This window comes from Pseudomonas delhiensis (genome assembly GCF_900187975.1).
GTDB classification, from domain to species: Bacteria; Pseudomonadota; Gammaproteobacteria; order Pseudomonadales; family Pseudomonadaceae; genus Pseudomonas; species Pseudomonas delhiensis.
In genome coordinates this window covers 46,735-73,000 of record NZ_FZPC01000031.1, presented here as the reverse complement: position 1 = coordinate 73,000, position 26,266 = coordinate 46,735, and the positions used below count along the sequence as shown (strand labels likewise).

23 protein-coding genes are annotated in these 26,266 nt (G+C 71.0%); 11 read left to right on the top strand and 12 right to left on the bottom strand.

Features of this window, described 5'->3' with window-relative positions; genetic code table 11:
• Window positions 1-693: 693 nt before the first annotated feature.
• Complete coding sequence (locus CHC02_RS24590; RefSeq protein WP_089394026.1) at window positions 694-975, top strand: peptidylprolyl isomerase; 282 nt, start codon at window positions 694-696, stop codon at window positions 973-975.
• Window positions 976-1,023: 48 nt separating this feature from the next.
• Here the strand turns inward: CHC02_RS24590 and CHC02_RS24585 are convergent, their stop codons facing one another.
• The 5 genes from CHC02_RS24585 to CHC02_RS30795 form a co-directional block, all read right to left on the bottom strand.
• On the bottom strand, window positions 1,024-2,325 hold the full coding sequence (locus CHC02_RS24585) for an SLC5/6 family protein (RefSeq protein ID WP_089394025.1): 1,302 nt from the start codon (window positions 2,323-2,325) through the stop codon (window positions 1,024-1,026).
• A complete protein-coding gene (locus tag CHC02_RS24580; RefSeq protein WP_089394024.1) occupies window positions 2,322-3,434 on the bottom strand; it encodes an S-methyl thiohydantoin desulfurase family protein in 1,113 nt (370 codons plus the stop codon). Before CHC02_RS24580 ends, CHC02_RS24585 begins: the two co-directional genes overlap by 4 nt.
• Window positions 3,435-3,454: 20 nt before the next feature.
• Window positions 3,455-5,041, bottom strand: coding sequence for a hydantoinase/oxoprolinase N-terminal domain-containing protein (locus CHC02_RS24575; protein WP_089394023.1), 1,587 nt, complete (start codon window positions 5,039-5,041; stop codon window positions 3,455-3,457).
• Window positions 5,042-5,051: 10 nt separating this feature from the next.
• Window positions 5,052-5,996, bottom strand: a complete 945-nt coding sequence (locus tag CHC02_RS24570) for a SphA family protein (protein WP_167364839.1) — start codon at window positions 5,994-5,996, stop codon at window positions 5,052-5,054.
• A 334-nt stretch (window positions 5,997-6,330) separates the two neighbouring features.
• Complete coding sequence (locus tag CHC02_RS30795) at window positions 6,331-8,973, bottom strand: winged helix-turn-helix domain-containing protein (protein WP_139210233.1); 2,643 nt, start codon at window positions 8,971-8,973, stop codon at window positions 6,331-6,333.
• A 618-nt stretch (window positions 8,974-9,591) separates the two neighbouring features.
• Here CHC02_RS30795 and CHC02_RS24560 point away from each other — a divergent pair.
• Together CHC02_RS24560 and CHC02_RS24555 are read left to right on the top strand one after the other, a co-directional pair.
• Window positions 9,592-10,716 (top strand): PilT/PilU family type 4a pilus ATPase, encoded by a 1,125-nt coding sequence (locus CHC02_RS24560; protein WP_089394020.1) that lies wholly within the window; start codon window positions 9,592-9,594, stop codon window positions 10,714-10,716.
• Between the two features lie 376 nt (window positions 10,717-11,092).
• A complete protein-coding gene (locus tag CHC02_RS24555; RefSeq protein WP_089394019.1) occupies window positions 11,093-11,587 on the top strand; it encodes a hypothetical protein in 495 nt (164 codons plus the stop codon).
• Window positions 11,588-11,590: 3 nt separating this feature from the next.
• Here the strand turns inward: CHC02_RS24555 and CHC02_RS24550 are convergent, their stop codons facing one another.
• The gene (locus CHC02_RS24550) at window positions 11,591-12,499 is read right to left on the bottom strand and encodes a YihY/virulence factor BrkB family protein (protein ID WP_089394018.1); all 909 of its coding nucleotides are present in this window, start codon (window positions 12,497-12,499) and stop codon (window positions 11,591-11,593) included.
• A 194-nt stretch (window positions 12,500-12,693) separates the two neighbouring features.
• Between CHC02_RS24550 and CHC02_RS24545 the strand changes: the two genes are divergently transcribed.
• The 3 genes from CHC02_RS24545 (at window position 12,694) to CHC02_RS30790 (ending at window position 13,576) form a co-directional block, all read left to right on the top strand.
• Window positions 12,694-13,152 carry a hypothetical protein gene (locus CHC02_RS24545; RefSeq protein ID WP_089394017.1) on the top strand — a complete coding sequence of 153 codons (459 nt, stop codon included), beginning with the start codon at window positions 12,694-12,696 and terminating at the stop codon, window positions 13,150-13,152.
• Window positions 13,149-13,340 carry a hypothetical protein gene (locus CHC02_RS24540; protein ID WP_089394016.1) on the top strand — a complete coding sequence of 64 codons (192 nt, stop codon included), beginning with the start codon at window positions 13,149-13,151 and terminating at the stop codon, window positions 13,338-13,340. Before CHC02_RS24545 ends, CHC02_RS24540 begins: the two co-directional genes overlap by 4 nt.
• 104 nt (window positions 13,341-13,444) lie before the next feature.
• A complete protein-coding gene (locus CHC02_RS30790; RefSeq protein ID WP_256595914.1) occupies window positions 13,445-13,576 on the top strand; it encodes a hypothetical protein in 132 nt (43 codons plus the stop codon).
• Window positions 13,577-14,540: 964 nt separating this feature from the next.
• Here CHC02_RS30790 and def read toward each other — a convergent pair.
• The gene (gene def / locus CHC02_RS24535; protein WP_089394015.1) at window positions 14,541-15,080 is read right to left on the bottom strand and encodes a peptide deformylase; all 540 of its coding nucleotides are present in this window, start codon (window positions 15,078-15,080) and stop codon (window positions 14,541-14,543) included.
• 224 nt (window positions 15,081-15,304) lie between these two features.
• Here def and CHC02_RS24530 point away from each other — a divergent pair, with 224 nt between their 5' ends.
• Entirely contained in the window at window positions 15,305-15,859 is a 555-nt protein-coding gene (locus CHC02_RS24530; RefSeq protein ID WP_089394014.1) for a hypothetical protein, read from the top strand.
• Window positions 15,860-15,943: 84 nt separating this feature from the next.
• On the opposite strand, the gene CHC02_RS24525 is transcribed toward CHC02_RS24530, so the two are convergent.
• On the bottom strand, window positions 15,944-16,780 hold the full coding sequence (locus CHC02_RS24525; protein WP_089394013.1) for a CvfB family protein: 837 nt from the start codon (window positions 16,778-16,780) through the stop codon (window positions 15,944-15,946).
• A 30-nt stretch (window positions 16,781-16,810) separates the two neighbouring features.
• Window positions 16,811-18,580 (bottom strand): ABC transporter transmembrane domain-containing protein, encoded by a 1,770-nt coding sequence (locus CHC02_RS24520; protein WP_089394012.1) that lies wholly within the window; start codon window positions 18,578-18,580, stop codon window positions 16,811-16,813.
• Window positions 18,581-18,737: 157 nt separating this feature from the next.
• Between CHC02_RS24520 and CHC02_RS24515 the strand changes: the two genes are divergently transcribed.
• The 3 genes from CHC02_RS24515 to CHC02_RS24505 all read left to right on the top strand — a co-directional run bounded on the left by CHC02_RS24515 (window position 18,738) and on the right by CHC02_RS24505 (window position 20,988).
• The gene (locus tag CHC02_RS24515) at window positions 18,738-18,929 is read left to right on the top strand and encodes a hypothetical protein (protein WP_009621696.1); all 192 of its coding nucleotides are present in this window, start codon (window positions 18,738-18,740) and stop codon (window positions 18,927-18,929) included.
• Window positions 18,930-19,127: 198 nt separating this feature from the next.
• Entirely contained in the window at window positions 19,128-20,225 is a 1,098-nt protein-coding gene (locus tag CHC02_RS24510; RefSeq protein ID WP_089394011.1) for an AI-2E family transporter, read from the top strand.
• A gap of 52 nt (window positions 20,226-20,277) precedes the next feature.
• Window positions 20,278-20,988: an rRNA pseudouridine synthase gene (locus CHC02_RS24505; RefSeq protein WP_089394010.1), complete on the top strand. Its 711-nt coding sequence runs from the start codon at window positions 20,278-20,280 to the stop codon at window positions 20,986-20,988.
• Window positions 20,989-20,991: 3 nt separating this feature from the next.
• Here CHC02_RS24505 and CHC02_RS24500 read toward each other — a convergent pair whose 3' ends face one another.
• Both CHC02_RS24500 and CHC02_RS24495 read right to left on the bottom strand, forming a co-directional pair.
• Window positions 20,992-21,927, bottom strand: coding sequence for a p-hydroxyphenylacetate 3-hydroxylase reductase component (locus tag CHC02_RS24500; RefSeq protein WP_089394009.1), 936 nt, complete (start codon window positions 21,925-21,927; stop codon window positions 20,992-20,994).
• Window positions 21,928-22,098: 171 nt separating this feature from the next.
• Window positions 22,099-23,268 (bottom strand): p-hydroxyphenylacetate 3-hydroxylase oxygenase component, encoded by a 1,170-nt coding sequence (locus CHC02_RS24495; protein ID WP_089394008.1) that lies wholly within the window; start codon window positions 23,266-23,268, stop codon window positions 22,099-22,101.
• A 301-nt stretch (window positions 23,269-23,569) separates the two neighbouring features.
• Between CHC02_RS24495 and CHC02_RS24490 the strand changes: the two genes are divergently transcribed.
• Window positions 23,570-24,799, top strand: coding sequence for an MFS transporter (locus tag CHC02_RS24490; protein WP_089394007.1), 1,230 nt, complete (start codon window positions 23,570-23,572; stop codon window positions 24,797-24,799).
• 1 nt (window position 24,800) lies between these two features.
• On the opposite strand, the gene CHC02_RS24485 is transcribed toward CHC02_RS24490, so the two are convergent.
• Complete coding sequence (locus CHC02_RS24485; protein WP_089394006.1) at window positions 24,801-26,006, bottom strand: Bcr/CflA family multidrug efflux MFS transporter; 1,206 nt, start codon at window positions 26,004-26,006, stop codon at window positions 24,801-24,803.
• Between the last annotated feature and the right edge of the window lie 260 nt (window positions 26,007-26,266).

Below are 26,266 nucleotides of genomic sequence, written 5' to 3'. Positions count from 1 at the left end.
CTGGACGAACACGAGCGAAATGATCGATACCTGACGATGCGAGTGTCACCCATGTGACTGAACTCATTTGTTACCCATGTGCTTGTCCTCTACATGCCCCGACATACGGGCCCGATGGAGCCGGGCTACCCTCACGAACTCCCCCGCCACGGAGGCCCGCCCCGACAGCACGTCCCTGTGCTGATCGGGGCTCTCGCGACATCCATGTCGCATGACCTCCTGAGCGCGGGTTTCGCTCGGCCTTCTGAAGGGGCGTTCCGGTGCGCGCGGAGGTTTCTCTGGAAATCCAAAATCAAGAGCCGCTTTGGCTCTTCGTAGGAGCGAGCTTGCTCGCGAACCCTGACTCCGTCCCCCTCCCTAACCCTCCCCCGCAAGCGGGAGAGGGGACCGTTCGGCGTGAAGCGGAATCACGAAGCTCCCGGGCTCCCCGTAGGGCGCATAACGCCTACGGCGTTATCCGCCAAATCGCGGACAGAGTCCGCTCCTACGGTTCCAGGAAGCACGGTCGTAGGAGCGGACTCCGTCCGCGATTGGATTCACCGGCCACGCCGGACGCCCCGGTGGCACGAACGGCCCCCTCTCCCGCTTGCGGGAGAGGGTTGGGGTGAGGGCGCTCCGACGGAAACCCTCCGCACCCCGCCGGCAAATGCGCTAGTCTCTGCGTCCCTTTCCCTGCCTTTGAGGAGCAACATCATGGCCCGCGCTTCCGCCCGTCACATCCTGGTTTCCAGCGAAGACAAGTGCAATGAACTCAAGGCCGCCATCGAGGGTGGCGCCGACTTCGCCGCCCTGGCCCGCGAGCACTCCACCTGCCCGTCCGGCCGCAGCGGCGGCGACCTGGGCTCGTTCCGCCCGGGCCAGATGGTCCGCGAATTCGACCAGGTGGTGTTCAGCGCGCCGCTGAACCAGGTGCAGGGCCCGGTGAAGACCCAGTTCGGCTACCACCTGGTGGAAGTCACCAGCCGCGAAGACTGATCCCCCCACGCCGGGCGCGCCCCCTTACAACCGCGCCCGGCGCCTTGCCTACCCTGCCCCGTCGGGGCGCAGCGTCCCCCGCCCTTCCTGCCCCTCGCGGCGCGCAGCGACACCCCGCAGCAGCAGATAACAGGCAGCCGCCACCAGCAGCGAATCCAGCGCCGGTACCCAGGTCAGGGTGAACGGCCAGACCGCCTGCAATGTCGCCGCCAGCACCCCGCAGGCCCAGGCGCCGAAGGCTTCCAGCCGCCACCGGCGCGGCTTGCGCACGGCGCCCCGCAGGTTCAGGTAGTAGTTGCACAGGTAGACCCCGCCCACCGGCGGCAGGGCCACGGCCAGCAGCGCCAGGTAATGCTGCAGGGCGTCGCCCAGGCCGGCCAGCCCCAGCGCCGCGCCGAGCACCCCGGTGAACAGCGCCAGGCGCCGGCGCTGCACATGGGGCGCCACGCTGGCGCACACCAGGGTAGCCGCGTAGAGGTTGTAGGCGTTGGTCGACCAGGCCGAGAGCAGGATGATCAGCATCGCCGGCAGGCCCAGGCCGAGGGCGAGCATGATCGCCACCAGTTGCCGCTCCCCGGTGGCCAGGCTGGGCAGCCCGGCCAGCGCCAGCACCAGCGGGAAGCCCAGGCCGAAGGCGCAGAACACGGCCAGCAGCGCGCGGCCGGGCGATAGCGCGTGGCGGCAGATGTCCGGCAGCAGGATGCAGCCGATGACCACGCCGCCCACCACCAGCGACATGCCCTGCAGCACCGAATAGTCCCCGGCGCCGCCGCCCGCGGGCGGCACGCCGTGGCCCTCCAGCGCCACCCAGCAGGCCCACAGCAGCAGGCCCAGCTTCAGCGGCGTGGCCAGTTGCGACAGCCCGTCCAGGGCGCGGAAGCCGACCAGGTTGGTGACCAGCATCAGCAGGCAGCCGGCCAGGCTCCAGCCCAGCGCCGGCACGCCTGCCAGGAAGGCCGGCGCGACCGCCGCCATGGCCTGGCCGAACAGGCCGGCGACCACGCCGAACCAGCCCAGCAGCGCCAGCGACAGCACCAGGTTGACGCAACGCCCGCCGAGGGAGCCGAAGGCATCGAGGATCAGCATGTAGGTGCTCAGCCGCGAGCGCGCCCCGGCATAGGCCGCGGGCAGCGCCAGCAGCAGGAGCACCGCGCCGCCGCCCAGGCAGGCCAGTAGCGCCTGCTGGCGGCCCAGGGCGTGGGCCAGCTCGGCGCCGGTGACGAAGCACGGCAGGGCGATCAGCGCGCCCATCAGGATCAGCCCGATGCGCCAGGCACCCAGGCCTTCGCCGGGCGGCAGGGCGCGGGTGGCGTGGTCGCCATCGGGCCGCGCGGGGGGTAGCTCGTTCATGCTTGCGCCCTCCCCTGCTCATCGGCCAGGAAGGAGCGCCACGGCGCCTCCAGGCCGAAGCGTTCCGGGCCCACCACCGCCAGCGCCGCCTCGCTGAGCAGGCACGGCGGCGCGGCGTAGGCCAGCAGGCGCACGCGCATGCCGTAGCGCAGGTTCTCGGCGGTCAGCGGCTCGGCGCTCTCGCTGTCCAGCAGGCACAGCAGGTCGGGCACCACCGCCAGCACACGCTCGCCCTGGCGGGCGCGGAGGAACTCGTTCTGGATGTCGATGGCCACCGGTTCGCCGCTGCCGCTGGCCGGTTCCAGCAGCACCTGGCCCCAGTGGAAGCCGTCGCGGGTCTCGTGGCGCACGTCGGCGACCTTGCCGTCGAACAGCTCGCGGGCGCGGCGCCCCGGCTCCAGGCCATCGAGGAAGCGCACCAGCTCGGCCACCGGGTCGGCGCTGCCGGCGCGCGCCTCGCGGATATGGCGGCCGATGCGCAGGGCCTGGGTCACGCTGCCCGGCACCGCGAAGCGCTTCACCCGGGCCCCGTCCAGCGGATAGAGCACGCCGTACAGGCTGCCGCCCAGGCTCCCGACCAGGGCCCGGACCATGCGTTCCAGGCTCGGGTTGTCGGCGGCGCTCAGGTGCGCCAGGTTGCCCAGGTCGTCGCTGAACAGCGCCGGCGAGGCGCTGCAGCCGTGGATGCCGAAGGTGGTCATGTCGATGTGCGGGAAGGCCCGGCCGATGCCGTCGGCGTCCACCAGCGGCAGGCCGCTCAGGGCCGCGGCGGCCAGCGGCAGCATGGCGTTGGCGCCACCGACCTCGGCGCAGACCAGCGCGTCTATGGGCCGCCCGTAGAGCGCCTCGGCCTGGCGCAGCAGGTGTTTCAGCGCGGTCTCGCTGAGCAGGTGCTCGACCAGCACGGTGGGCGCGCCTATCCCGGCGACGCTGACCACGAAGGCCTCGTCGGCGAGTTCGGCCAGCGGCAGCAGGCGCGGCTGCAGGCCCCGTTGCAGCTGGCGGCGCAGGAACAGCTCGCCGACATGGGGGTCGCCCCCGCCGCCGGTGCCCAGCAGCACGGCGCCGCGCGCCAGGTCCTGGCTGGAAAGGATATCGAAGCAAGGCATGGTCTGGACCTCTTCGGGTTTCAGTGGGCGGCGGCCAGGGCCAGGTCGCCGACGGCGCGGACCTGCACGCGGGTAGCGCCGGCGCGCAGGTGGGTCATGGGCAGCTCGTTCAGTTCCACCACGTCGACGCTGGCGGGCTCGGCGCCGGCCTGCACGGCGGCGTCGATGGCCTCCTGGCGGGCCTGCCGCAGCACGCTTTCGCGGTTGCCCGGGTGCATCTGGAACAGGCGGTCGACGCGCCCGCTGACCTGGGCGATGGCCGCGCCTATGGCGTTGGCCACGTCCGCCCGGGCCGGGCGCAGCACCTGGGGAGTGCCCTGCAGCTGCATCGGCAGGAGGATGCTGCCGCCGCCCACCAGCACCACCGGCAGCGGCACGCTGCTGGTGCGCATGCGTTCCAGGGCCTGTTCCAGGGTCCCGCGGATGGCGGCCATGGCCTGCTCCACCAGGGCCGGTGCGAGGCCGGCGAGGTGCCGCGGGTCGCCGATGCCCTGCAGGCCGTGGGCAGCCACGGCGATATCGGTCGCGCACAGCGCGTCGCCACCGAACACCAGGGCCCGCTGGGGCAGGTGCAAGCCCAGGGATTCGGGGCCGAGCGTCGGCCGGCCATCGGCCAGGTGCACCCGGGTGCCGCCGCCGAGGGCGACGGACAGGGTGTCGGGCATGCGCAGGTTGCAGCGCACCCCGCCCAGCTCCAGGGGGCCGGCGGTCTGCCGCGGGAAGCCGTCGACCAGGGCGCCGATGTCGCTGGTGGTGCCGCCGATGTCCAGCACCAGGGCGTTCTCGAGGCCGCTGAGGAAGGCCGCGCCGCGCAGGCTGTTGGTCGGCCCCGCGGCGCAGGTGAGGATGGGGAAGCGCGTGGCCGCTTGCGGGGTGATCAGGGTGCCGTCGTTCTGGCTGATGAACAGCGGCGCATCCAGCCGCAGGCGGCGGAAGGCCCGCTGCAGGTCGCCGACCACCCGCCTAGCCAGCGGCTGCAGGCTGGCGTTGACGATGGCCGCGTTCTCCCGCTCCAGCAGGCCGATGCCGCCGACGTCCGCGGACAGCGTCAGGTGCAGGTCGTCGCCCAGGGCCTTGCGCAGCACCGCCGCCGCGTCCTGCTCGATGTCCGGGCGCAGCGGGGCGAAGGTCGAGGACAGCACCAGCGCCTCGGCGCCGCGCTGGCGGATCATTGCCGCGATGCGCCCGAGCTGGCGAACGTCCAGCTCGCTGTAGGTCTGGCCGTTGAACAGCGCGCCGCCGTCGGCCAGGTGGGCCTGCCCGTCGATGGCCTCGCACAGCTCCGGCGGCCAGCCCAGCAGCGGCGGCACGCCGTCGCCACGGGGCAGGGCCAGGCGCACCACCGCGACCCGCGCCAGCTGCCGGCGTTCGAGGAAGGCATTGAGCAGTTGGGTGGTCCCCAGCATCACCGCGGCCACCGCCGCCGGCTCCACCGCCGCCTCGCGCAGCAGTTCGGCGACCGCCGCCGCCACGCCGTCGCCGACCGCCTCGGTGGTGGGGCGCTTCAAGGCGCAGAGCACTTCGCGGCCGCACATCAGCACGGCGTCGGTGTTGGTGCCGCCGACGTCGATGCCGATGCGCAGCAGGGGGGTATTCTTGCGGACCATGGACCTCTCCTCAGAGCGAACGCGACCAGACGACATAGGCGGTATTGGCCGCCAGCGAATTGCGTGTGCTCACCGGCGCCAGCGCCTTGAACTTCAGCGAGCCGGCGCCGCGCGGCAGGTCGTAGGCCAATACCGGCCCCAGCGCGGTGGCGCGGTAGCGCCGGCCGTCCGGCTCGACGCGGGCGCCGTGCTGGCGGTCGTCGTCAAGCTGGCGCGCGTGGTAGCCGGCCAGGCCCAGCTGCCAGCGGCCGATGCGCTGGCCGACGGCGAAGTTGAGGTTGGCCACGGTGCCGCTGCTGTAGTCGGTGGCCCGGTTCCGGGAAGCGACGTTGACGAAGGCGTGCAGGCTCAGCTCCAGGCCTTCGCCCAGGGCGTTCGGCCCGCCCAGGTAGGTGAGCGCGGCGTTGGGCACGAAGAAGTAGACGTTGCGCCCGGAGGTGTAGAGGTCCGAGGTGTTGTAGCGGCCGCTGGGGAACACCATCGAGTACGCCAGCTTGAGCGTCGCCCCGGTGGGCCGCTGGCCCGGGGCGGCGTCGCCCAGGTAGCGGCTCCACATCAGCAGGTCCGCGTAGAGGTCGCCGAAGCCCTGGTAGTGCTCGGCCTCGCCGTTGATCTCCATGCGCCCGCCGTTGACGCTGCCCTGCAGGCTGGAGGCCAGGGTGCCGCCGAGGAACTGCCCGGGGTAGACGTAGAGCAGGCCCAGCGCGGCCACCTGGGCCGTCATGCTGCCCTCCAGCGCCGGGTCGCGGCCGCCGTCGTCGCCATGGAAGCGGTCGCCGCTGGCGTAGCCGAGCACCAGGCCGCCATACAGCCCGGAAGTGGCCGGCAGCAGCGCCGCCCCCAGGTCGGTACCGCCCACCGGCCCGCCGTAGCTGGCCCCCTCGGCGGCGTGGGCGCAGGCCAGCGGCAGCGCCGCCTGGCCGAGGAGTACTGCGGTCGTTCTTCGAAGGTTCATTGCACGCCTCCTGCGCCCTGCCGGCGGAACCGTGGCGGCCCGCGGCATGGCGGAGCTGGCGGCCTCGCGGGCCGCGTATTGTCGTTGTCATGGGCAGGCTTCGCGGCGCGGTGGCGCCGCTGCCTGCCGCTCGCAGTATGCGAAGGCGCGCCGGCGCGGACCGGCCCGGGATGAGGGAAGGGGGTGGATAAATCGGGGGAGGCCGGCGACGGCCGTCAGCGGGGTGCGGACGGGAATGGGCGGGCGGAACCCGCAGGCAGGCGGCCGCTGCGCCGCAAGGGCGTCGAGGCGGCGTGCCGCTTGCCGTTCCGGTTGGCCGGGGCGGCGCCCCGGCTCAGGGCAGGATGGCCCGGCGCCGCGCCACGGCCAGCGCTTCCCGGCGCCGGTGCACGCCCAGCTTGGCGTAGACCGACTTCAGGTGCTGCTTGACCGTCTCCGGGGAAATCCCCAGTTCGCGGGCGATGACCTTGGTGGTGCGGCCGCCGGCCAGGCCCATCAACGCATCCAGCTCACGCCGGGTGAACAGGGCCTGGGCATCCAGGCGCGCGCGGAAGTGCCTTTCCCACAGTTCGATGCAGCGCGTGATCAGCGGCACCTCGGCGCGGCCCTGGCGCCGCGACATCTCGCGCAGGTGGGTGACCACCTCGGCGCCGGCCTCGATGAAGCTCTGCACCGCCAGCCCCTCGCCGAACAGCTCCAGCGCTTCGTCGAGCACCGCCATGGGCGTGCCGGGCAGTTCGCCGGCCAGCAGCGCGTGGGCCTTGAGCACCAGCGCCTGGCCGACGCCGAAGCGGTTCTGCCGCTCGCGGGCCAGGCGCTCGAAGGCTTCCGCCGCCGCCAGCGCGCCGGCCATCTGGCCCTGGGCGGCCAGCAGCCAGTAGTGGGCCTGTGCGATGGCGACCAGTTCCGCCCAGAACAGCGGCCGCCCGTCCAGCACCTCCTGCCAGAGCCGCGCCAGGTTGATCTCCATCGCCAGCGCCAGACCCGCCTCCACCTCGCGCTGGCGCAGGCGCAGCTCCACCAGGGTCGCGCCCACCGCGCGGCGCAGCGGGTATTCGAGGGTGTGCCCGGAACGCGCCGCCTCCAGGCTGGCCAGGGCCTGGGCGCTGTCGCCGAGGAAGAAGGCCGCCCGCGCCGCGCCTATCAGGCCCCGCTCCCAGACCTCGGCCAGGGAGGCGCCCTGGCGCGAGGCGCAATGGGAGAACGCCTGCCGCGCCTGCTCCAGGTCGCCGCGCACGTAGTGGACGTGGCCGAGCAGCGCGTGGACCATGTGGAACAGCAGGCTCGCCTGGGGCGCTGCCAGCGGCCCGTCGTTGGCCAGCAGGCCGGTCACCGTCTGCAGCACGTCGTCGTAGCGCGCCTGGGCGCTGTCGCTCAGGGCGCGGTAGACCAGCGACCAGGGCTGGTTCTCGCGAAAGCCCTCGCTGCGGTTGATGGCGATGAACTCCTCCAGGCGCAGGCGCGCCTCGTCGACGTTCCCGTAGCGCAGCAGCAGCATGATCTCGCTCGGCAGCACCAGGCACAGGTAGCGCGGGTCCTCGAAGAAGCGCGCGCGGGCGTCGACCATGGCCCGCCGCACCACTTCGCGGACGGCGCCGTCGCCGGCCCGCTGCACGTTGCCGATGACCATCATCGCCCGCACGTAGAGCAGGTCGGTGCGCGTCTCGGCGTCTTCCGGCGAGGCCGCCTCGCCGCCGAACGCCGCCTCCAGCCGCGACAGGTCGAGGCTGTCCTGCAGCGTCTCGCCGCTGAGCATGTGCAGGCAGATGAGCATCAGGCGCAGGCGCGGCTCCCGGCGCACCAGGGTCAGGGGCAGCAGTTCGAGCAGCGCCCGGGTGCGCACCGCCCCCTCGCAGACCAGCAGGCGCACCGCGCCGGCGCCGAGGATGATGGACACCGCCTGGAAGTAGAGGCCGCCCTGGGCGGCGTGCTCGACGGCGCGGAACACCTGCTGGCGCCGGGCGTGGAATTCCGCGGCGCGCCCCTGCAGCCAGGCGAAGCGCTCCGGCTCGCGGCTTTCCAGGCGGCCGAGGAGGAATTCGCGCAGCAGCGGGTGCAGGCGCACCCGCAGCGGCTGCTCGGGCACCACGATGGGCACCAGGCGCGCCGCCTCGCGCAGCCAGCGCTCGGCGTCGTCGCGCCCGCGCAGGAAGTTGGCGCTCGGCACGTCCACACTGTCGAGCACGCTGCAGTCCAGGAGGAACTCGCCCAGCTCGCTCGGCCAGCTGGCGAACACCTCCTCGGCAAGGTAGTCGAAGATGCCGCCCAGCGAGGCGTACTGGTCGGTTTCCGGCGGCCCTTCGCCGGCGGGGCTGCCCTGGCAGCGCAGGCGCAGCAGCTGCAGGGCGAAGGGCCAGCCCTCGGTGTAGTCCGCCCAGTAGCGGGCGCGCGCCTCGCCCAGCAGGGCGCCGAGCAGTTGCTGCGACTCCTCCCCGGTGAAGCGCAGGCTGTCGGCCTCCACCACCCGCAACAGGCCGGCCAGCTGCAGCTGGGTGATCGGCAGCAGCGGTTGCCGGCGGCTGCCCAGCAACAGCCGGCAGCCGGACGGCAGGCGCCGGGCCAGTTGCTCCAGCAGACGCTCGACCTCGGGGCTCAGGGCCAGCTCGACCTGGTCGAGGAACAGGTTGCAGTTCAGCGGGCAGGCCTCCAGCAGCCCGAGCAGCGCGCCCAGGCCGCTGTCCCCCGCCGGCTCCGCTATGCCCTCGCGCAGGCCCTGCAGCAGGCTGTCGAGAAAGAGCTCCGGCTGGTAGTCGCTGTCGCTGCAGTTCACCCAGAAGGTGCGCTCGCCGCGCCCGGCCAGCAGGCGCTCGGCCTGGGCCAGCAGGGTGGTCTTGCCGAAGCCTGCCGGTGCGCAGACCAGCACCAGGCGTGCATCGCTGGGCGCGGCGCCGAGCAGGGCGTCGAGCAGGCGTTGGCGGGTGAGCGAATCGCTGATGTCGACGATCGGGGCGAAGCGGCCATCGGCCAACGTATTCATGGTTGCTGCTCCCATACGTTCTCCAGGGGCGCCCGGCAGCCGGCGCGGGCCGGTGGCGGGCAGGGGCTGGTGGTCGGCGGGAAGGGCTGCGCTCGCGGGCCCGGGGAGGTCTACAGGGGGGCCGTATCCTGCCGTAGGCCCGGCCAGCCGGCCGGGGCGAGTCCTGTCATGCGCCTGCGGGGGCCGGGCGGCCCGTGCCGCGGGCGCCCAGCCTTGAAAGTATGTGAAGCTCCCGGAAGCGGGCGCCGCTCAAAAACGGGGGATACCGGCCACCTGGATGGGGGAGTTCGGCGTCGTATCCGGCCGCCATCGGGCACCCAAGGGAAAGCATTAAGGGATTGCCACCGAGATCAGCCGGCCGGTTCTGATAGATGCGGGGAAAACGCCGTTCTGGCTGTGGGCAAATGCCCAACATAAGGCGGCATCGCGTACCGCCATCCCCTGCCCTCGCCAGCCTTCCCCATGGCATGCTTCGGGCGGCGCAACGACGCAGATCAACATGCGCCCGCCGCCCTCCGGCTAGGCTGCGCGCCACCACAGGCCACCGTCCGCCAGGCCGGCTAGGCTGAGAACATGCGCCCGGGCCACCCCGGGTGCCCGCCCTTGCGAGGATTCCCCATGAGCGATGCCAGCGACAGCGCCCTGCCCGACGTCTTCAGCCAGTTGCACCTGCTGGCGCAGCACGCCGGTTCCGACATGTTCTTCAGCGTTGGCGCGGCGCCGCACATCAAGGTCGAGGGCGTCAGCCGCCCGGTCGGCGAACGCCGCCTGCGCGCCGGCGAGGTCAAGCTGCTGGCCTACCAGTTGATGTCGCCGCAGCAGATCGCCGACTTCGAGCGCGACCTGGAAATGAACCTGGCGGTGGCCGTGCCCGGCAGCGGGCGCTTCCGCGTCAACGTCTACCTGCAGCGCGGCGAGGTGGCCATGGTGGTGCGGCTGATCAGGCAGGTCATCCCCGACGCCGCCAGCCTCGGCCTGCCGACCATCCTGGAGAAGCTGGCGGTGCAGGACCGCGGGCTGATCCTGGTGGTGGGCGCGGCCGGTTCCGGCAAGTCCACCACCCTGGCCTCGATGCTCGACTTCCGCAACCGCCACCGCTCGGGGCACATCGTCTGCATCGAGGACCCCATCGAGTTCCTGCACAGCCACCAGCGCTCGATCATCGACCAGCGCGAGGTGGGCCTGGACACCCACAGCTTCGAGGATGCCCTGCGCAACGTGCTGCGCGAGGCGCCGGACGTGATCATGCTCGGCGAGATCCGCGACGCCGCCACCATGCAGCACGCCCTGCACTACGCCGAGACCGGCCACCTGTGCGTGGCCACCCTGCACGGCACCAGCGCCCGCCACGCCATCGAGCGCATCGCCCGCTTCTTCCCCGACGAGGCCCGCCCGCAGGTGCTGGCCGACCTGTCGCAGAACCTCCTGGCGCTGGTCGGCCAGCGCCTGGTGCCGGGCACCACCCAGCGCCGCGTGGTGGCGGTGGAACTGGTGCTGGGCACCCCGCACATCCGCGGGCTGATCCAGCGCGACGAGCTGCCGGAACTGCGCGGCGCCATCGAACGCGCCCTGGAGCAAGGCATGCAGAGCTTCGACCAGAGCCTGTACCAACTGCTCGAAGCCGGCCGCATCAGCATCGCCGACGCCCTGAAATTCGCCGACTCGCGCACCGACCTGAGCCTGAAGATCAAGCTGGAACGGGGCTTCGACGGCGACGAAGGCGCAAGCGCCTTCGGCATCTGAGCGTGGATCGCGGACGGAGTCCGCTCCGGGGGAAATGCCATGCCTCACAGCAACCTGTAGGAGCGGGCCCTGCCCGCGATTTCGCGCGCAGGGCGCGCTCCTACATGGGAAGGGTGCGGAGGGGATAGTTGCTCGCGAAACACCAACGTAGGATGGGTGGAGCGAAGCGATACCCATCGCCATGGCCGCATGGGGTTCGCCCAGGCTCAACCCATTCTACGAGGAACACTTCGGCGCCATGCCCGGGCAGTTGCAGCTTCGCTGGCACCCGGCGCCGATCCCCCGGCTACAGAACGCCGCATCGCCCGTCTATGCTTGCCCACGCGGAAACGGCAAAATCGTCGGCTCCGCGCCCGTTCGCCATCGAGGGACCTTCATGGGCATGCGCCACCCGTTCTCCTGCCTGGCCGTCATCGGCCTGCCGCTGTACCTGGCCGGCTGCGCCAGCCATGACGCCGAGGAGCAGCGCCAGCTGTACCGCAACGACATGCTCGAGGCGAAGCTGCTGATCGCCTCGGCCGACCCGGGCAACTACGCCCGCGCCAACGACCTGCTGGCGCATGCCCGCGCTGCCGACCAGCGCGGCGAGGTGGCCTTCTACGAGGCGCTGCTGAAGATCCGCCAGCGGGCCCCGGCGGACCAGGCCCTGCCCCTGCTGGAGCGCGCCGCCAAGGCCGGCCAGCCCTATGCCATCGCCCTGCTCTACCGCGTCTACAGCCAGCCCATGCTCGGCCAGGATGCCGACGCGCTGAAGGCCGAGGAATACCGCAAGGCCTACGCCGAGCTGGACGTGGCCAAGAGCGGCTACCCGAACTTCGAGCGCGCCGGGCAGATCGTCGAGCAGTTGCTGAGCCAGCAGCCGGCGCAGTGAGCCTCAGCCCTCCTCGGGGCTGCGCGCCTCGGCCTGCTCGAAGGTGCGCTCGCCGGGGTTCTTGCCGTGGGGCAGGTGGTGTTCGATCACCGCGTTGAGCTCGGCGCCCAGCAGCAGCACCGCGGCGGAGATGTAGAAGTACAGCAGCAGCACGATGATGGCGCCGACGCTGCCGTACATGGCGTTGTAGTCGGCGAAGTTCTTCACGTAGAAGCCGAAGGCCAGGGACGCCGCCACCCAGGCCACCACCGCCAGCACCGAGCCGGGGGTGATGAAGCGGAACTTCTGCTTCACGTTGGGGGTGGCGTAGTAGATCACCGCCACCGCCATCATCATCAGCAGGATCACCACCGGCCAGCGCAGCAGCGACCAGAGCACCACCACGTAATCCTGCAGGCCGATCCGCTCGGCGATCCAGCCCATCACCTGCGGCCCGAGGATCATCAGCGCGGCCACCAGCATCAGCATCACCGCCAGGCCCAGGGTGTAGAACAGCGACAGCGGCACGCGCTTCCACACCGGGCGCATCTCGCGCACGTCGTAGGCGGCGTTGAGCGCATTCATCAACGAGCGCACCGCCGCCGAGGACGACCAGAGCGCGACCACGATCCCCACCGAGAGCAGCCCGCCCTGGCGCTGCTGCAGCTGGTCGATGATCGGGTTGACCTGCTCCAGGGCCTGGCCCGGCAGCACGTAGGCGGCCTGCTCGCGCAGCCAGTCGAAGAATTCCGGCAGGTGCAGGAAGCCCAGCAGGGCGATGAGGAACAGCAGGAACGGGAACAGCGAGAACAGCCCCTGGTAGGCCAGCGCCGCCGCGTAGGTGGGCATCTCGTCGTCGAGGAATTCCTTGACGGTCAGTTTCAGCAGTTGCCAGGGGCCCAGGCGCAGGCCCCGAAGATCCATGAATCGCATGCCTGGTTTCCTTCCTCCGCAATCCGGCCGCGGCGCGGCCCCGTCTCGACGGTTGACCCGCCGGCGCGGCTCAAGTTCGGTCGTTTCGGCCAAGCCTAGCCACTCGTCGCGGCCAGGGGAAGTTTCCCCCGGGGCGGGCAGGTGTAGGAAATGGCCTATACACTTCAGCGCAACCACAGCCGGAGGAACCCCGCATGCCCATCCCGATGCTCCGCCCCGCCCGCCGCCTCGGCGCCACCCTGCTGCTCGCCGCCGCGGCCTTCGCCAGCCTGCAACCCCAGGCCCGGGCCGAGGACGAAGCCACCTTCCTCAAGGAGTCGGCCGCCTTCTTCGAGCAGCAGAGCAAGCAGCTGCCGGTGCAGGTGGACCAGGTGACGCGCCTGGAGAACGTGCGCCTGGACACCGACAGCAAGGTGCTGCACTACCGCTACGGCCTCTCCAGCATGAAGGCCGAGGGCATGCAGGCCAGCGCCCTGGACAAGTTCAAGAGCGAGCAGCGCGCCCGCCTGGAGCGCGCCACCTGCCAGCAGCCGGCGCTGCTGCAGCGCATCCGCGAGCACGGCATCCGCGTCGCCCACGACTACGACGGCAGCGACGGCAAGCCGCTGGCGAGCATCGAGATCGACCCGCAGACACTCCAGTGCCAGGGATGAGCCGCGCCGACTACCACCGCGAGAACGCAACCCGGGCCGAAGCCGAGGCCCGCCGGCTGCTGGCCGAGCGCCAGGCCCTGGGCGGGCGCTGGCTGGCCTGGGTAGCCGGCGAGCTCTACCGCCTGGGCCCGCCGCAGTACGCGGCCATGGTCCGCCGCGAACTGGAGCGCCTGAGCGGCGACGCCTGAAGCGCCAGGCAGGTCTATGCTGTAGGAGCACCGGCCTCCTCCACGGGCCGGCGGAACGACGACCGCAGGGATGCCAAAGCTTCCCAGTCCACGAGGTGACGGTCATGAGCAAAGGTCTGAATGCCCACAAGGAAGGCAAGAAGAAGCCCCTGAAGACGGCCCACGAGAAACGCATGGCGAAGAAGCAGAAGAAAGCCGGCAATGCGCTGCTCGGCAGCCACGGGCAAACCTCCTGAGTCCAGCGGCGGACGGCCGCCGGGGGCGGTTGTCCGCGATTTATTTCGTGCCTATTCCCTGCATCCCGCGCTTGCCAGGAGCGAGAGGGACGCCTGGTTCCTGCTCGCGAGCCTTAGGCCTGCGCACCTCTCCACCAATCGTCATTTCCGCGTTCGCGATAGTTCGTAGGGGTTCACCGGCCACGCCGGACACCCCGGTGGCACGGCCGACGGCGGATAACCGCGAACGGTTATGCGCCCTACGAGTTTGCCGGCTGACGCTGCGTTATCCGCTTGCTCGGGACAGCCCCCTCTCCCTTCAGGGCGGGCCGCGTAGGCGAGGGTTGGGGAGAGGGGACGGACTTCGCTCTGGCACCTCTGCCAACCCTGACGCCGCCCCCCCTCCCTAACCCTCCCCCGCAAGCGGGAGAGGGGACCGTTCGGCGCAAGGCGAAACCACGAAGCTCCCGGGCTCCCCGTAGGGCGCATAACGCCTACGGCGTTATCCGCCAAATCGCGGACAGAGTCCGCTCCTACGGTTCCAGGAAGCACGGACGTAGGAGCGGACTCCGTCCGCGATGGGGTTCACCGGCCACGCCGGACACCCCGGTGGCACGGCCGATGGCGGATAACCGCGAACGGTTATGCGCCCTACGAGTTTGCCGGCTGGCGCTGCGTTATCCGCTTGCTCGGGACAGCTCCCTCTCCCTTCAGGGCGGGGCGCGCAGCCGAGGGTTGGGGAGAGGGGACGGACTTCGCTCGCGCACCTCTGCCAACCCTGACGCCCCCCTCCCTAACCCTCCCCCGCAAGCGGGAGAGGGGACCGTTCGGCGCAAGGCGAAACCACGAAGCTCCCGGGCTCCCCGTAGGGCGCATAACGCCTACGGCGTTATCCGCCAAATCGCGGACAGAGTCCGCGGTTCCAGGAAGCACGGTCGTAGGACTCCGTCCGCGATGGGGTTCACCGGCCACGCCGGGTGCCCTCTCAATCATCCGCCTTCGGGTCCAACCCCGGGAACAGCACCTCGGTGAAGCCGAACTTGCCGAAGTCCGTGATCCGCGACGGATACAGCCGGCCGATCAGGTGGTCGCATTCGTGCTGCACCACCCTTGCATGGAAGCCTTCCACCGTGCGGTCGATGGGCTGGCCCTGGGGGTCGAGGCCCTGGTAGCGGATGCGCTTGTAGCGGTTCACCGCGCCGCGCAGGCCGGGGACCGACAGGCAGCCCTCCCAGCCCTCCTCCATTTCCTCGCCCAAGGGGGTGATCACCGGGTTGAGCAGGATGGTCGGCGGCACCGCCGGGGCGTCCGGGTAGCGTTCGCTGCGTTCGAAGCCGAAGATCACCAGCTGCAGGTCCACGCCTATCTGCGGTGCGGCCAGGCCGACGCCGCCGGCGTGGTGCATGGTGTCGAACATGTCGTCGATCAGCCGCTGCAGTTCGGCGCTGCCGATCATCTGCGGCGGCACCGGCGGGGCGACGCGCAGCAAGCGTTCGTCGCCCATCTTGAGAATCTCGCGGATCATGCCCCTGGGCCCCTGGCTGGCGGTTGTGCGTGAGCTGGCATCCTCGCCCCTCGCCGGGCACCTGGCAAGGCCCGCTACGCCCGTCGCCGACGCCGCCGCCCCTCCACCGCGGGGGTAGAATCAAAGGTGCGGGGCGTGGCCGTGGGGCCGCGGTCCGCATGGAACTGCAGCGAACGCTGGAGCGTTTCGTGGGGGGACCCGGGGGACTGACCTGGAGGTGCTCCATGAACAGGCACTATTACATCAGCAACGACCTGGACGAGCTGGAGAACGTCGAGAACGAGCTGAAGGCCAACGGCATCGCCGAGGAGCAGATGCACGTGCTCAGCGAGCAGGACGCGCAGCTCGACCAGCGCCACCTGCACGAAGTGCCGGACGTGATGCGCAAGGACCTGGTGCGCGGTGGCAAGTACGGGCTGGGCATCGGCGTCGCCCTGGCGCTGCTGGTGCTGGCGCTGGGCTACTTCGGCGGCTGGAGCGAAAGCGCCGCCGGCTGGATCCCGGTGCTGTTCCTGGCGGCCGTGCTGCTGGGCTTCAGCCTGTGGGAAGGCAGCTTCTTCGGCCTGCAACGGCCCAGCGGCGACGTGCGGCGCTTCGCGCCCTCGCTGCAGGCCGGCCGGCACGTGTTCTTCGTCGACGTGCGGGCGGACCAGGAACCGCTGCTGGACATGGTCGTCGGGCACCACCCGCGCCTGGAAGTGGCCGGGTTCGGCGCGCCCATGCCGCGCTGGGTGCTGGCCTGGGAACAGGCCTGGCACCGCTTCAGGCGCATGATGTAGCGACCGCGGCGGCCGGACCTGCCGCCGCATGATTGCGCCGCGGGCGGCCGCGAGGCTGCCGGGGGGCGCTGCGGCCCGGTGGAATCAGCGCAGCTCGATGCGCTCGTCGAGGATGGTGATCAGGCCCTGCTTGAACAGCCCGCCGATGGCCTTCTTGAAATTGCCCTTGCTCACGCCGAACTCGCGGCTGATCACGTCCGGCGGGCTCTTGTCCGACAGCGCCAGGCTGCCGCCGGCCTCGCGCAGGGCGGCGAGGATGCGTTCGCCGAGGTCGTCGCGGGCGGCCTGGCCGACCGGCTGCAGGCTCAGGCTGATCTTGCCGTCGGCGCGCACTTCCTTGATGTAGCCCTTTTCGCGCATGCCGCTGCGGACGAACTTGAACAGCTCGTTCTTGTGGATGAGCCCCCAGTGCCTGCCGTCGATGATGGCCTTGAAGCCGAGGTCGGTGCGCTCCACCACCAGCAGGTCCACTTCCTGGCCCGCCTGGTAGTGCGCCGGGGTGTTGTCCAGGTAGCGGTCCAGGCGCGCGGTGGCGGTGATGCGGCGGGTGCGCTCGTCGATGTAGCAGTGCACCACGCAGTAGTCGCCGACCTGCAGCGGGCGCTTCTCTTCCGAGTGCGGCAGCAGCAGGTCCTTGGGCAGGCCCCAGTCGAGGAACAGGCCGACGCGGCTGACCTCCACCACCTTCAGGCTGGCGAAGCCGCCGACCTGCACCTTGGGTTTCAGGGTGGTGGCGATGATGCGGTCTTCGCTGTCGAGGTAGATGAAGACGTTCAGCCACTCGCCCGGCTCGGTGGGCTCGTCCTTGGGCACGTAGCGCTTGGGCAGGAGGATTTCGCCATGGGGGCCGCCATCGAGGAACAGGCCGATCTCGGTGTGCTTGACCACCTGCAGGGAATTGAAGCGGCCGATGGCTGCCATGTGCGTGACTCCGGGGAAAAGGCCGGCATTCTACACGCTCTGCACCTGGCCGAACTGCAATTCCGCCAGGCGTGCGTACAGCGGGTTGCCGGCCACCAGCTCAGCGTGGGTGCCCAGGGCCAGCAGGCGGCCCTGGTCGATCACGGCGATGCGGTCGGCGCCCAGCACCGTGGCCAGGCGGTGGGCGATGACCAGGGTGGTGCGGCCGCTCATCAGCTGCGGCAGGGCCTGCTGGATCAGGTGCTCGCTCTCGGCGTCCAGGGCGCTGGTGGCTTCGTCGAGCAGCAGGATGGGCGCGTCCACCAGCAGCGCGCGGGCGATGGCCAGGCGCTGGCGCTGACCGCCGGAAAGGCCCACGCCACTCTCGCCCAGGTGGGTGCGGTAGCCCTCGGGCAGGCGCTGGATGAAGCCGTCGGCATGGGCCGCGCGGGCCGCCGCGCGCACCGCCTCGTCGCTGGCGTCGGGGCGGCCGTAGCGCAGGTTGTCCTCCACCGTGCCGTAGAACAGCGCTGGGTTCTGCGACACCAGGGCGAAGCAGCGGCGCAGGTCGGCGGGGTCGAGGCGGGTGATGGGCGTGCCGTCGATGCGGATCTCGCCCTGCTGCGGGTCGAAGAAGCGCAGCAGCAGGTCGAACAGGGTGGACTTGCCGGCGCCGGAGGGGCCGACCAGGGCCAGGGTCTCGCCGGGGCGCACGTCCAGGTCGATGCCGTCGATGGCCCAGTGCTCCGGGCGCGACGGGTAGGCGAAGCGCAGGCCGCGCAGCTCGATGCGCCCCTCGACGCGCCCGGGCAGGCGCAGCAGGCCTTCCTGCGGCGCGACTATCTGGTTGCGCGCGCGCAGCAGCTCGGCGATGCGCTCGGCCGCCCCGGCGGCGCGCTGCAGCTCGCCCAGCACCTCGCTGAGGGTGCCGAAGGCCATGCCGACGATCAGGCTGTAGAACACGAAGGCCGCCAGCTCGCCGGGGCTGATGCGCCCGGCGATCACGTCCATGCCGCCGACCCACAGCATCACCCCCACCGCGCCCAGCACCAGCAGGATGACCACGCTGACCAGCCAGGAGCGCTGCAGGATGCGCTTGCGCGCGGTGCCGAAGGCGGCTTCCACCGTGCGGCCGAAGCGCTCGCGGTCCTGGGCCTGGTGGTTGTAGGCCTGCACCGTCTTGATCTGCCCGAGGGTCTCGCCGACGTAGCTGCCGACGTCGGCCACGCGGTCCTGGCTCTGCCGCGACAGCTCGCGCACGCGGCGGCCGAACAGGAGGATGGGCGCGATCACCAGGGGCAGCGCCGCCACCACTATGCTGGTCAGCTTGGCGTTGGTGACGAACATCAGGATCACCCCGCCGGCCAGGGTCAGGGCGTTGCGCAGGGCCATGGACAGCGACGAGCCGATCACCGTCTGCAGCAGCGTGGTGTCGGCGGTCAGCCGCGACTGGATCTCCAGCGCGCGGTTGCTCTCGTAGAAGCCCGGGTGCAGCTCGATCAGGTGGTCGAACACGCGCTGGCGGATGTCGGCGACGAAGCGCTCGCCGATCCACGACACCAGGTAGAAGCGCACGAAGGTGCCGAAGGCCAGGCCCAGCACCAGCAGGAAGAAGATGCCGATGGAACGGTTGAGCAGGTGCTCGGACTGGGTGACGAAGCCCTGGTCCACCAGCAGGCGGATGCCCTGCCCCAGGGACAGGGTGATGGCCGCGGTGAACAGCAGCGCCAGCAGGGCGCCGAGGGCGCGCCAGCGGTAGGGGCCGAGGAAGGCTCGGGCCAGGCGCAGGGCATTGCGCTGGCGGGACGACAGCAGGGGCATGGGCGGCTCGCGGCGACCGGGAATCGGCCGAGGTTAACACCCCGCCGCGGGCCCCGCGATGGCGCTCCAATGGCCCTTCGGTCGATTTTCACCCCGAAGGACGGTCATTTCCTGTACAATGGGCGGCCATTTCGCGAATGAACAGGTAATGGCAAGCATGTCCAGCAAAACCATCTCCCGCCAGAAGTCCGCCCCGAAACCCGCTGCGGCCGTGACCAGCCGCGAGGCCCTGGAAGCCCAGGTGGCCGCCTTCCTCAAGTCCGGCGGCGAGATCCAGCAAGTCGCCAAGGGCGTCACCGGCCAGCCCAACGGCGCCGCCAGCCGCCACATCAGCCTCGGCAAGAAGTAATCCCTCCCCGCTCCCACCGCCCGTGGGAGCGAGCTTGCCCGCGAACCCCGCCCTCCCGGGCCGCCGTTCGCGGGCAAGAGCCCCAAGCCCCCCGCCCGCCTCGCTCGAACCCCATCGATTTCCCCCGCCCGACTTGCATTCCAGCGCGCACGGCCAATGCTCTGAGGAACCCCACGAGGCTTTCCAAGGAGAGATGCCATGCTGCCATCGGCGGACCGGATACTGTCGCGCAACCTGCTGGACGTGCTGATACGCGCCGGGCTCATCCTGTTCCTGGCGGTGTTCTGCTTCCGCATCTTCCACCCCTTCCTCGACCTGATGCTCTGGGCGCTGATCCTCGCCGTCACCCTCTACCCGCTGCAGGGCATGCTGCAACGCGGCCTGGGCGAACGGCCGGTCCTGGCGGCGACGCTGCTGGCGCTGTTCGGCCTGGCCCTGCTGCTGGTGCCGGTGGTGCTGATCGGCTTTTCCATCGCCGACTCGGTGGCCGACCTTGCGCACCGCTTCCAGGCCGGCGGCCTGCGCGTACCGGCGCCGCCCGAGGCGGTGGCGAGCTGGCCGCTGGTGGGGCCCTACGTCTACAACGCCTGGCTGCGCCTGGCCGAGGACTTCCTCGGCGCCGCCCAGCAGGCCGCGCCGCACCTGCAGGGCGTGGCCCGCACGGTGCTGGCCAAGGCCGCCGGCGTGGGCATGGAGCTGCTGCAGTTCCTCGGCGCCTTCCTGGTGGCCTGCGTGATCATGGCCTACGGCCCGCTGGGCACGCGCACCGCCGAGGACATCGCGGTGCGCATCTCCGGCCCCGAGCGCGGCCCGGAGCTGGCGCGGCTGAGCACCGCGACCATCCGCGCGGTGGCCCAGGGCGTGGTCGGCGTGGCCTTCATCCAGACCCTGCTGCTGGGCCTGGGCTTCATCGTCATGGGCATCCCCGCCGCCGGGCTGCTGTCCCTCGGCGTGTTGCTGCTGGGCATCGTCCAGCTGCCCACCGCGGTGATCTCGCTGCCGGCCATCGTCTACGTGTTCTGGAGCGGCGACTACGGCACCGTCAGCGCGGTGGTCTTCACCATCTGGACGGTGCTGGCCGGGCTCTCCGACAACGTGCTCAAGCCGCTGATGCTCGGCCGCGGCGTGGCCGTGCCGATGCCGGTGATCCTCCTCGGCGCCCTGGGCGGCATGCTCACCGGCGGCATCATCGGCCTGTTCATCGGCCCGGTGGTGCTGGCCCTGGGCTTCCAGCTGTTCATGACCTGGGTCCGCGAGGGCGCCCGGCCGCCGGAGCCGGGGGACGTTTCGCCCTGAACGCCCCGGCCGGGAGTACAATGGCGGCCCTTCCCGCCACCGATTCCCCGTCATGACCGAAGCCATCCGCCTGTCCAAGCGCCTCGCCGAACTGCTGCCCTGCTCCCGCCGCGAGGCCGAGCTGTACATCGAGGGGGGCTGGGTGACGGTGGATGGCGAACGCATCGAGGAGCCGCAATACCGCGTGGCGGACCAACGCATCGAGCTGCTGCCCGGCGCCACCCCAGCGCCGATACCGCCGGCCACCCTGCTGCTGCACAAGCCGGCCGGCTGCACCGCCGAGCGGGCCCTGGAGCGGCTCGACAGCGCCCACCACTGGGAAGCCGACGGCGCCGGGCAACGGCCGCTGCGCAAGCACTTCGCCCGCCAGCAGGCCACCACGCCGCTGGAGGCCGCGGCCAGCGGCCTGCTGGTGTTCACCCAGAACCACGGCGTGCTGCGCCGCCTGCTGGACGATGCGGCGAGCATCGAGCACGAATACCTGGTGGAAGTCGCCGGCAGCCTCGACGACGCCGGCCTGGCTCGCCTGCGCCATGGCCTGCAGTACCAGGGCCGGCCGCTGCCGGCGCTGAAGGTCAGCTGGCAGAACGAGACGCGCCTGCGCTTCGCCGGCAAGGGCTTCCGCCCCGGGCAGATCGCCGACATGTGCCGCCAGGTCGGCCTGGCCGTCGTGGCCATCCGCCGCCTGCGCCTGGGCGGCGTGTCCATGGGCAAGATGGAACCGGGGCAGTGGCGCTACCTGCTGCCCAGCGAGCGCTTCTGAGCCTCAGAGCGGCTGGGCCAGGCCGCGCAGCACCGTCTTGAAGGCCTCGATCTGCTCGGCGCTGAAGCGCGCGAAGACCTTGGCCTGCTGTTCCTCGGCGATGCTCCACAGCGTCTCGGCCTGGTCGATGCCGGCCGCGGTCAGCGCGCAACCACCCTCGCCCACCTGCAGCAGGCCCTTGCGTTCGAGGTTGGCGCGGGCCTCCTCGATCTCCCGCAGCGGCATGGCCACCAGCTGCTGCAGCGCCGTGGTGTCCAGGCTGGCGTCCTTCTCCATCACCATCAGCATGCGCGCCTCGCTGGTGCGCAGGCCGCTGGCCATCTGCCGCGGCTGGTAGTCGGCCTGGTAGCGGCGCACGGCCTGGGTCATCAGGTAGTAGAGGTTGTGGTTCAGGCGGCCCTGGAAGGCGGTGCGCGGCACCCCGGCCTGGGCCTCGCGCAGGCGCGGGTGCGGCAGCACGCTGGAGTACACGCCCTGGTGGTAGAGCAGCGGCGCGCGGCCGAGGTCGTCGAAGGCCAGTACGCGGCCGATGAGGATCCAGTGGTCGCCGCCGTCCAGCTTCTGCTGCAGCTCGCACTGGAAACGCGCGGCACAGTCCGGCAGCAGCGGCGCACCGCCGGCGCCCTCCTCGCAGGCCACGCCGGCGAACTTGTCGGCGCTGGGCCGGGCGAACTGGTTGGACAGGTCGATCTGGTCGGCGGCCAGCACGTTCACCGCATAGTGGCTGGCCTTGTCGAACACGGCCAGGCTGGTGGCGCGCTTGTCGATGCTCCAGAGCACCAGGGGCGGGTCGAGGGACACCGAGTTGAAGCTGTTGGCGGTCATGCCGACGCGCTCGCCGTCGGCGGCGGCGGTCATCACGGTGACGCCGGTGGCGAAGTTGCCCAGGGCACGGCGGAAGGCACGCGGGTCCAGGCTCGCTTCGTTGTTCTGGTTCATGGCGGTTCCTCCGCGCCGGCGCGGGGCCGGCGGGATTGAGAAGATTCAGCTGCGGGCAGCGCTTTTGTAGGAGCGAGCTTGCTCGCGAACGGATTCCGCAGCGGGGTCGGTTCGCGAGCAAGAACCAGGCGTCCCCCTCGCTCCTACGAAGAACAGGCTGGGCGTGGCGCCTCAGACCATGCTCGGATCAGGCTCCAGGCCCATCAGCTCGCGGCCGAGGATCTGCGCGCAGACGTCGTAGTCGGTGTAGGCGTGGGCGCCGGTCATGTGCGAGTCGCGGAACAGCCGCTGCATCTCGTTGCTCTCGAACCAGGCGGTGCCGCCGGCGGCCTCGAACAGGCGGTCCACCGCCTGGATGCACATCTTCACCGCGTAGGCCTGGTTGGTGCGCCAGAAGGCCAGGGTCTCGCGGCTGGGGTACTCGTGGCGCTCGCCGTGCTCGGCGTGGTCCTGCCAGGTCTTCTCGAGGAAGGCGCGGGCGGCGGCCACCTGGTGGGTGGACTCGGCCAGGCGCATCAGCGCCGGGGTGGCGGTGCCGACGCTGGCGCCGGTGTAGGCGCGCACGCGGTTGCGCGTCTTCTCCTTGAACGCCTCGAGCATGCGCTCGGCGATGCCCAGGCCGATGGCGGCGAAGCCGCTGGCGAAGTACGGGCGGTACGGGGTGTAGAAGATCTTGCTGTAGGGGTACAGGCCGAAACCGGCGGAGCGGCCCTCCATCATGTCCTTGGCCGCCTGGATGCGGTGGTTGGGCACGAAGGCGTCCTTCACCACCAGGGTCTTGGTGCCGCTGCCCTTCATGCCGGCGGCGTACCAGTCGTCGCGGATCTCGTAGTCGCTGCGCGGCAGCACGGCGAAGCAGTACACCTGCTCGCCCTCGGCATTCTGCCGGCGGCAGCCGAGGATGGCCCATTCGGCGTGGTCGCTGCCGCTGCTCCAGCCCATCTCGCCGTTGAACAGGATGCCGCCCTCGACCTCCTGGATGCGCCCGAACGGGGCGATGCTGCTGCTGGCGGTGGCGTCGGGGTTCTCGCCCCAGACCTCCTCCTGCAGCTGCTTGGAGAACATCGCCAGCTGGTGGCTGTGGGTGCACAGCAGGCTGAAGGCCCAGGCGGTGCTGGCGCAGGCGCCGGCCAGGGCGACCACGCAGTCGGCGAATTCCGGCAGGGATATTTCCATGCCGCCGTAGCACTTGGGCTGGAAGGCGCGGTGCATGCCGATGCCCTTGAGCAGGGCGATGTTCTCGGCGGGGGCGGTGCGCGCCTGTTCGGCCTTGGCAGCATTGGCGGCGATGGCGGGCAGGACGGATTTCAGGTCTTCGAGCAGGGGGTTTGGCTTTTTCATCTTGGCGGCCCTTGATTGTTATTGGAGGCGCGCCGCCGTCGCGATGGTGCCTGGCGACGGCGGCAGGGCTCTCGTGGCGAGAGTGGCAGGGCCGATTATGGGAGCCGTACGACGGCGCCTTGAATGCAACTTCCGCGGACTCGATTGCACTTTTCATGGGATTTCCCGGCCTCCGGAAAGGGCGAAATCGACGCCAGGCCAGGCACCGCGCGGCTTTCATTAACATCTAAACGTTCTGACGGAAAATTTCCGCTATGATGGCCGCCGTCCCTCCTTCATCCTTCGCCCGAGCGAGCCGCCGATGTCCGCTTCCCGTTCCTGGCCGAACAGCCTGCGCGCGCTGCGCCACCGCAACTTCCGCCTGTACTTCGCCGGCCACGCGATCTCCACCCTGGGCACCTGGGTCCAGCAGGTGGCGCTGGCCTGGCTGGTCTACCGGTTGACCGGCTCGGCGGCGCTGCTGGGCATCACCAGTTGCGTGGCGCTGCTGCCGCAGCTGTTCATCGGCCCCCTGGCCGGCGCCTGGATCGACCGCCACGACAAGCGCCGCCTGCTGCTCGCCAGCCAGAGCCTGATGGCCCTGCAGGCCGCCAGCCTGGCCGGGCTGACCGCCGCCGGCCTGATCACCCCGGCGCTGCTGGTGGGCATGTCGGCGCTGCTCGGGGTGCTCAGCGCCTTCGACACGCCGCTGCGGCAGTCGCTGCTCAGCCGCTTCGTCGACGACCGCGCCGACCTGCCCAACGCCCTGGCGCTGAACGCCTCGCTGTTCACCTGCTCGCGCTTCGTCGGCCCGCCGCTGGCCGGGCTGCTGCTGGGGCTGACCAGCGAGAGCCTGTGCTTCGCCCTCAACGCCCTGTCCTACCTGGCGCTGGTGGGCGGCCTGTTGCGGGTGCGCCTGGCGCCCGGCGTGCGCGCCAGCGGCAGCATGGGCAGCGTGTTCCGCGAGGGCCTGGACTACGCCCTGCGCACGCCGAGCGTGCGCCAGCTGATGCTCGGCGTGCTGCTGGTCAACCTCACCGCTTCCAGCTACGCCGCGCTGCTGCCGGTATTCGCCCGCGACGTCTTCGCCGGCGACGCGCGCACCCTCGGCTGGCTGTGGGGCGCGGCCGGCTTCGGCTCGCTGCTGTCGAGCCTGTTCCTGGCGCAGCACCAGGACCCGGCGCGGCTGCCGCGGATCATCCTGCTTTCCGCCCTGGCCAGCGCCGGCGCCCTGCTGGCGTTCGCCCTCAGCCGCAACCTGCCGCTGTCGCTGGCGGCCATGGCGGTGCTGGGCTTCGGCGTCACGGTGAACAACGTCGGCACCAACATCGTCATCCAGAGCAGCGCGCCGGAGGCACTGCGCGGCCGCGTGGTGTCGATCTACACCGCCACGCGCTTCGGCTTCGACGCCATCGGCGGCCTGCTCGCCGGGCTGCTGGCGGCGCGCTACGGCGGCCCCTGGGCGATGACGGTGGCCGGCGCCCTGCTGCTGGCCTACTGCGTCTGGCAGGGCCTGCGCCGGGCGGCGCGGGCGGAGGAACAGCCGGCCTAGGTCAGGCGGCCTCAGCCAGCGGTTGCGGGGCATGCCGGCGGGCCAGGAGGAAGGCCAGCAGGCAGCCGAGGCCGGCACAGCCGACCACCAGGCACATCGGCCAGGGGCTGCCGTCGGAAAGCGCGCCGACCAGGGCGCTGCAGGCCGCCCCCAGGGCGAACTGCCCGGCGACCGCAAGCCCGGCGGCGGCGCCGGCCTCGCGGGGGAACAGCGCCAGCAGGCTGGCCACGCAGTTGGCGCCGAGCAGGCCGGTGACGCTGACGTAGAGCAGCACGCCCAGCACCAGCGCCGGCAGCCCGCCCCAGCCGGCGAAGCCGCAGCCCAGCAGGAGCGCCCCCGACAGCGCGGCCAGGGCAGCGCCGAAGGCGAGCATCCGCTGCGGCCCGAGCCGCCCCACCAGGCGCGCATTGAGGCTGGTGGCCAGGATGATGCCGGCGATGTTCAGGCTGAACAGCCAGGCATAGGCCTGTGGCGAAACGCCGAAATACTCGATGTAGACGAAGGGCGAGGCGGTGATGAAGGCGAACATGCCGCCGAACGACAGGCCCATGCACAGCATGTAGCCCAGCGCCCTGGGCTGCAGCAGGATGCGCCCGTAGGCGCGGAACACCTGCGCCACCGACTGCCCGCGGTGCTCCGCCGGCAGGCTTTCGGGTATGCGCCACAGCACGGTCAGCAGGCACGCCGCGGCGAAGGCGAAGAGCACGGCGAACACCGCGCGCCAGCCGGCGGCCTGGGCCAGCAGGCTGCCCAGCAGCGGCGCCACCAGGGTGGCGAGCATGGTCACCAGGTGCATCAGCGAAAGCACCCGCGCCGACTGCTGCAGGGGGAACAGGTCGCGCACTATGGCCCGCGCCAGCACCGAGGCCGCCGCCCCGCCCAGGGCCTGGAAGAAGCGCCAGGCGATCAGCGCCGGGGCGCTGCCGGCGAACAGGCAGCCGAGGGTGGCCAGCAGGTACAGGCAGATGCCGCCCAGCAGCAGGCGGCGACGGCCGAAGCGGTCCGACAGCGGCCCGTAGAACAGCATGCCCAGGCACAATCCGGCGAGGAACAGGCTGATGGTCAGCTGCACCTCGCCGGCGCCGGCCCCCAGGTCGCCGGCGATCAGCGGCAGGCTGGGCAGGTAGGTGTCGATGGACAGGGGCGCGAAGGCGACCAGCGCGGCCAGGGGCAGGATCAGGCGCTGGGGGTGGGCTGGGGTGGGCATGGGGGACTCCGGGCATGGGGTGCGGACAACGTTAACAAGTTAACCAATAATCCGAAACCCAAGCATCCTTCCTTGTAGGAGCGAGCTTGTTCGCGAATGGAGTTTCCCGGTGGCCGCGGTGCTTTCGGTGGACTCCGTACCCTCTCCCCAGCCCTCTCCCTGAAGGGAGAGGGAGCTTGTCCGTGCCGAGAAGAGGGCAACTTCAGCTTGCAGCCACGGTGCTTGCCGGCTGACTCGAAACTACCCAAATGCACCGAACG

Excerpts from the sequence above, each read along its gene's own strand:
- CHC02_RS24530 (WP_089394014.1), top strand. The coding sequence starts at position 15,305 with ATGAACAGGCACTATTACATCAGCAACGACCTGGACGAGCTGGAGAAC.
- CHC02_RS30790 (WP_256595914.1), top strand. The coding sequence starts at position 13,445 with ATGAGCAAAGGTCTGAATGCCCACAAGGAAGGCAAGAAGAAGCCCCTG.
- CHC02_RS24555 (WP_089394019.1), top strand. The coding sequence starts at position 11,093 with ATGGGCATGCGCCACCCGTTCTCCTGCCTGGCCGTCATCGGCCTGCCG.
- CHC02_RS24590 (WP_089394026.1), top strand. The coding sequence starts at position 694 with ATGGCCCGCGCTTCCGCCCGTCACATCCTGGTTTCCAGCGAAGACAAG.
- CHC02_RS24500 (WP_089394009.1), bottom strand. The coding sequence starts at position 21,927 with ATGAACCAGAACAACGAAGCGAGCCTGGACCCGCGTGCCTTCCGCCGT.
- CHC02_RS24585 (WP_089394025.1), bottom strand. The coding sequence starts at position 2,325 with ATGAACGAGCTACCCCCCGCGCGGCCCGATGGCGACCACGCCACCCGC.
- CHC02_RS24580 (WP_089394024.1), bottom strand. The coding sequence starts at position 3,434 with ATGCCTTGCTTCGATATCCTTTCCAGCCAGGACCTGGCGCGCGGCGCC.
- CHC02_RS24490 (WP_089394007.1), top strand. The coding sequence starts at position 23,570 with ATGTCCGCTTCCCGTTCCTGGCCGAACAGCCTGCGCGCGCTGCGCCAC.
- CHC02_RS24520 (WP_089394012.1), bottom strand. The coding sequence starts at position 18,580 with ATGCCCCTGCTGTCGTCCCGCCAGCGCAATGCCCTGCGCCTGGCCCGA.
- CHC02_RS24510 (WP_089394011.1), top strand. The coding sequence starts at position 19,128 with ATGCTGCCATCGGCGGACCGGATACTGTCGCGCAACCTGCTGGACGTG.
- CHC02_RS24560 (WP_089394020.1), top strand. The coding sequence starts at position 9,592 with ATGAGCGATGCCAGCGACAGCGCCCTGCCCGACGTCTTCAGCCAGTTG.
- def (WP_089394015.1), bottom strand. The coding sequence starts at position 15,080 with ATGATCCGCGAGATTCTCAAGATGGGCGACGAACGCTTGCTGCGCGTC.
- CHC02_RS24575 (WP_089394023.1), bottom strand. The coding sequence starts at position 5,041 with ATGGTCCGCAAGAATACCCCCCTGCTGCGCATCGGCATCGACGTCGGC.
- CHC02_RS24545 (WP_089394017.1), top strand. The coding sequence starts at position 12,694 with ATGCCCATCCCGATGCTCCGCCCCGCCCGCCGCCTCGGCGCCACCCTG.
- CHC02_RS30795 (WP_139210233.1), bottom strand. The coding sequence starts at position 8,973 with ATGAATACGTTGGCCGATGGCCGCTTCGCCCCGATCGTCGACATCAGC.
- CHC02_RS24525 (WP_089394013.1), bottom strand. The coding sequence starts at position 16,780 with ATGGCAGCCATCGGCCGCTTCAATTCCCTGCAGGTGGTCAAGCACACC.
- CHC02_RS24495 (WP_089394008.1), bottom strand. The coding sequence starts at position 23,268 with ATGAAAAAGCCAAACCCCCTGCTCGAAGACCTGAAATCCGTCCTGCCC.
- CHC02_RS24570 (WP_167364839.1), bottom strand. The coding sequence starts at position 5,996 with ATGAACCTTCGAAGAACGACCGCAGTACTCCTCGGCCAGGCGGCGCTG.
- CHC02_RS24505 (WP_089394010.1), top strand. The coding sequence starts at position 20,278 with ATGACCGAAGCCATCCGCCTGTCCAAGCGCCTCGCCGAACTGCTGCCC.
- CHC02_RS24550 (WP_089394018.1), bottom strand. The coding sequence starts at position 12,499 with ATGCGATTCATGGATCTTCGGGGCCTGCGCCTGGGCCCCTGGCAACTG.
- CHC02_RS24515 (WP_009621696.1), top strand. The coding sequence starts at position 18,738 with ATGTCCAGCAAAACCATCTCCCGCCAGAAGTCCGCCCCGAAACCCGCT.
- CHC02_RS24540 (WP_089394016.1), top strand. The coding sequence starts at position 13,149 with ATGAGCCGCGCCGACTACCACCGCGAGAACGCAACCCGGGCCGAAGCC.
- CHC02_RS24485 (WP_089394006.1), bottom strand. The coding sequence starts at position 26,006 with ATGCCCACCCCAGCCCACCCCCAGCGCCTGATCCTGCCCCTGGCCGCG.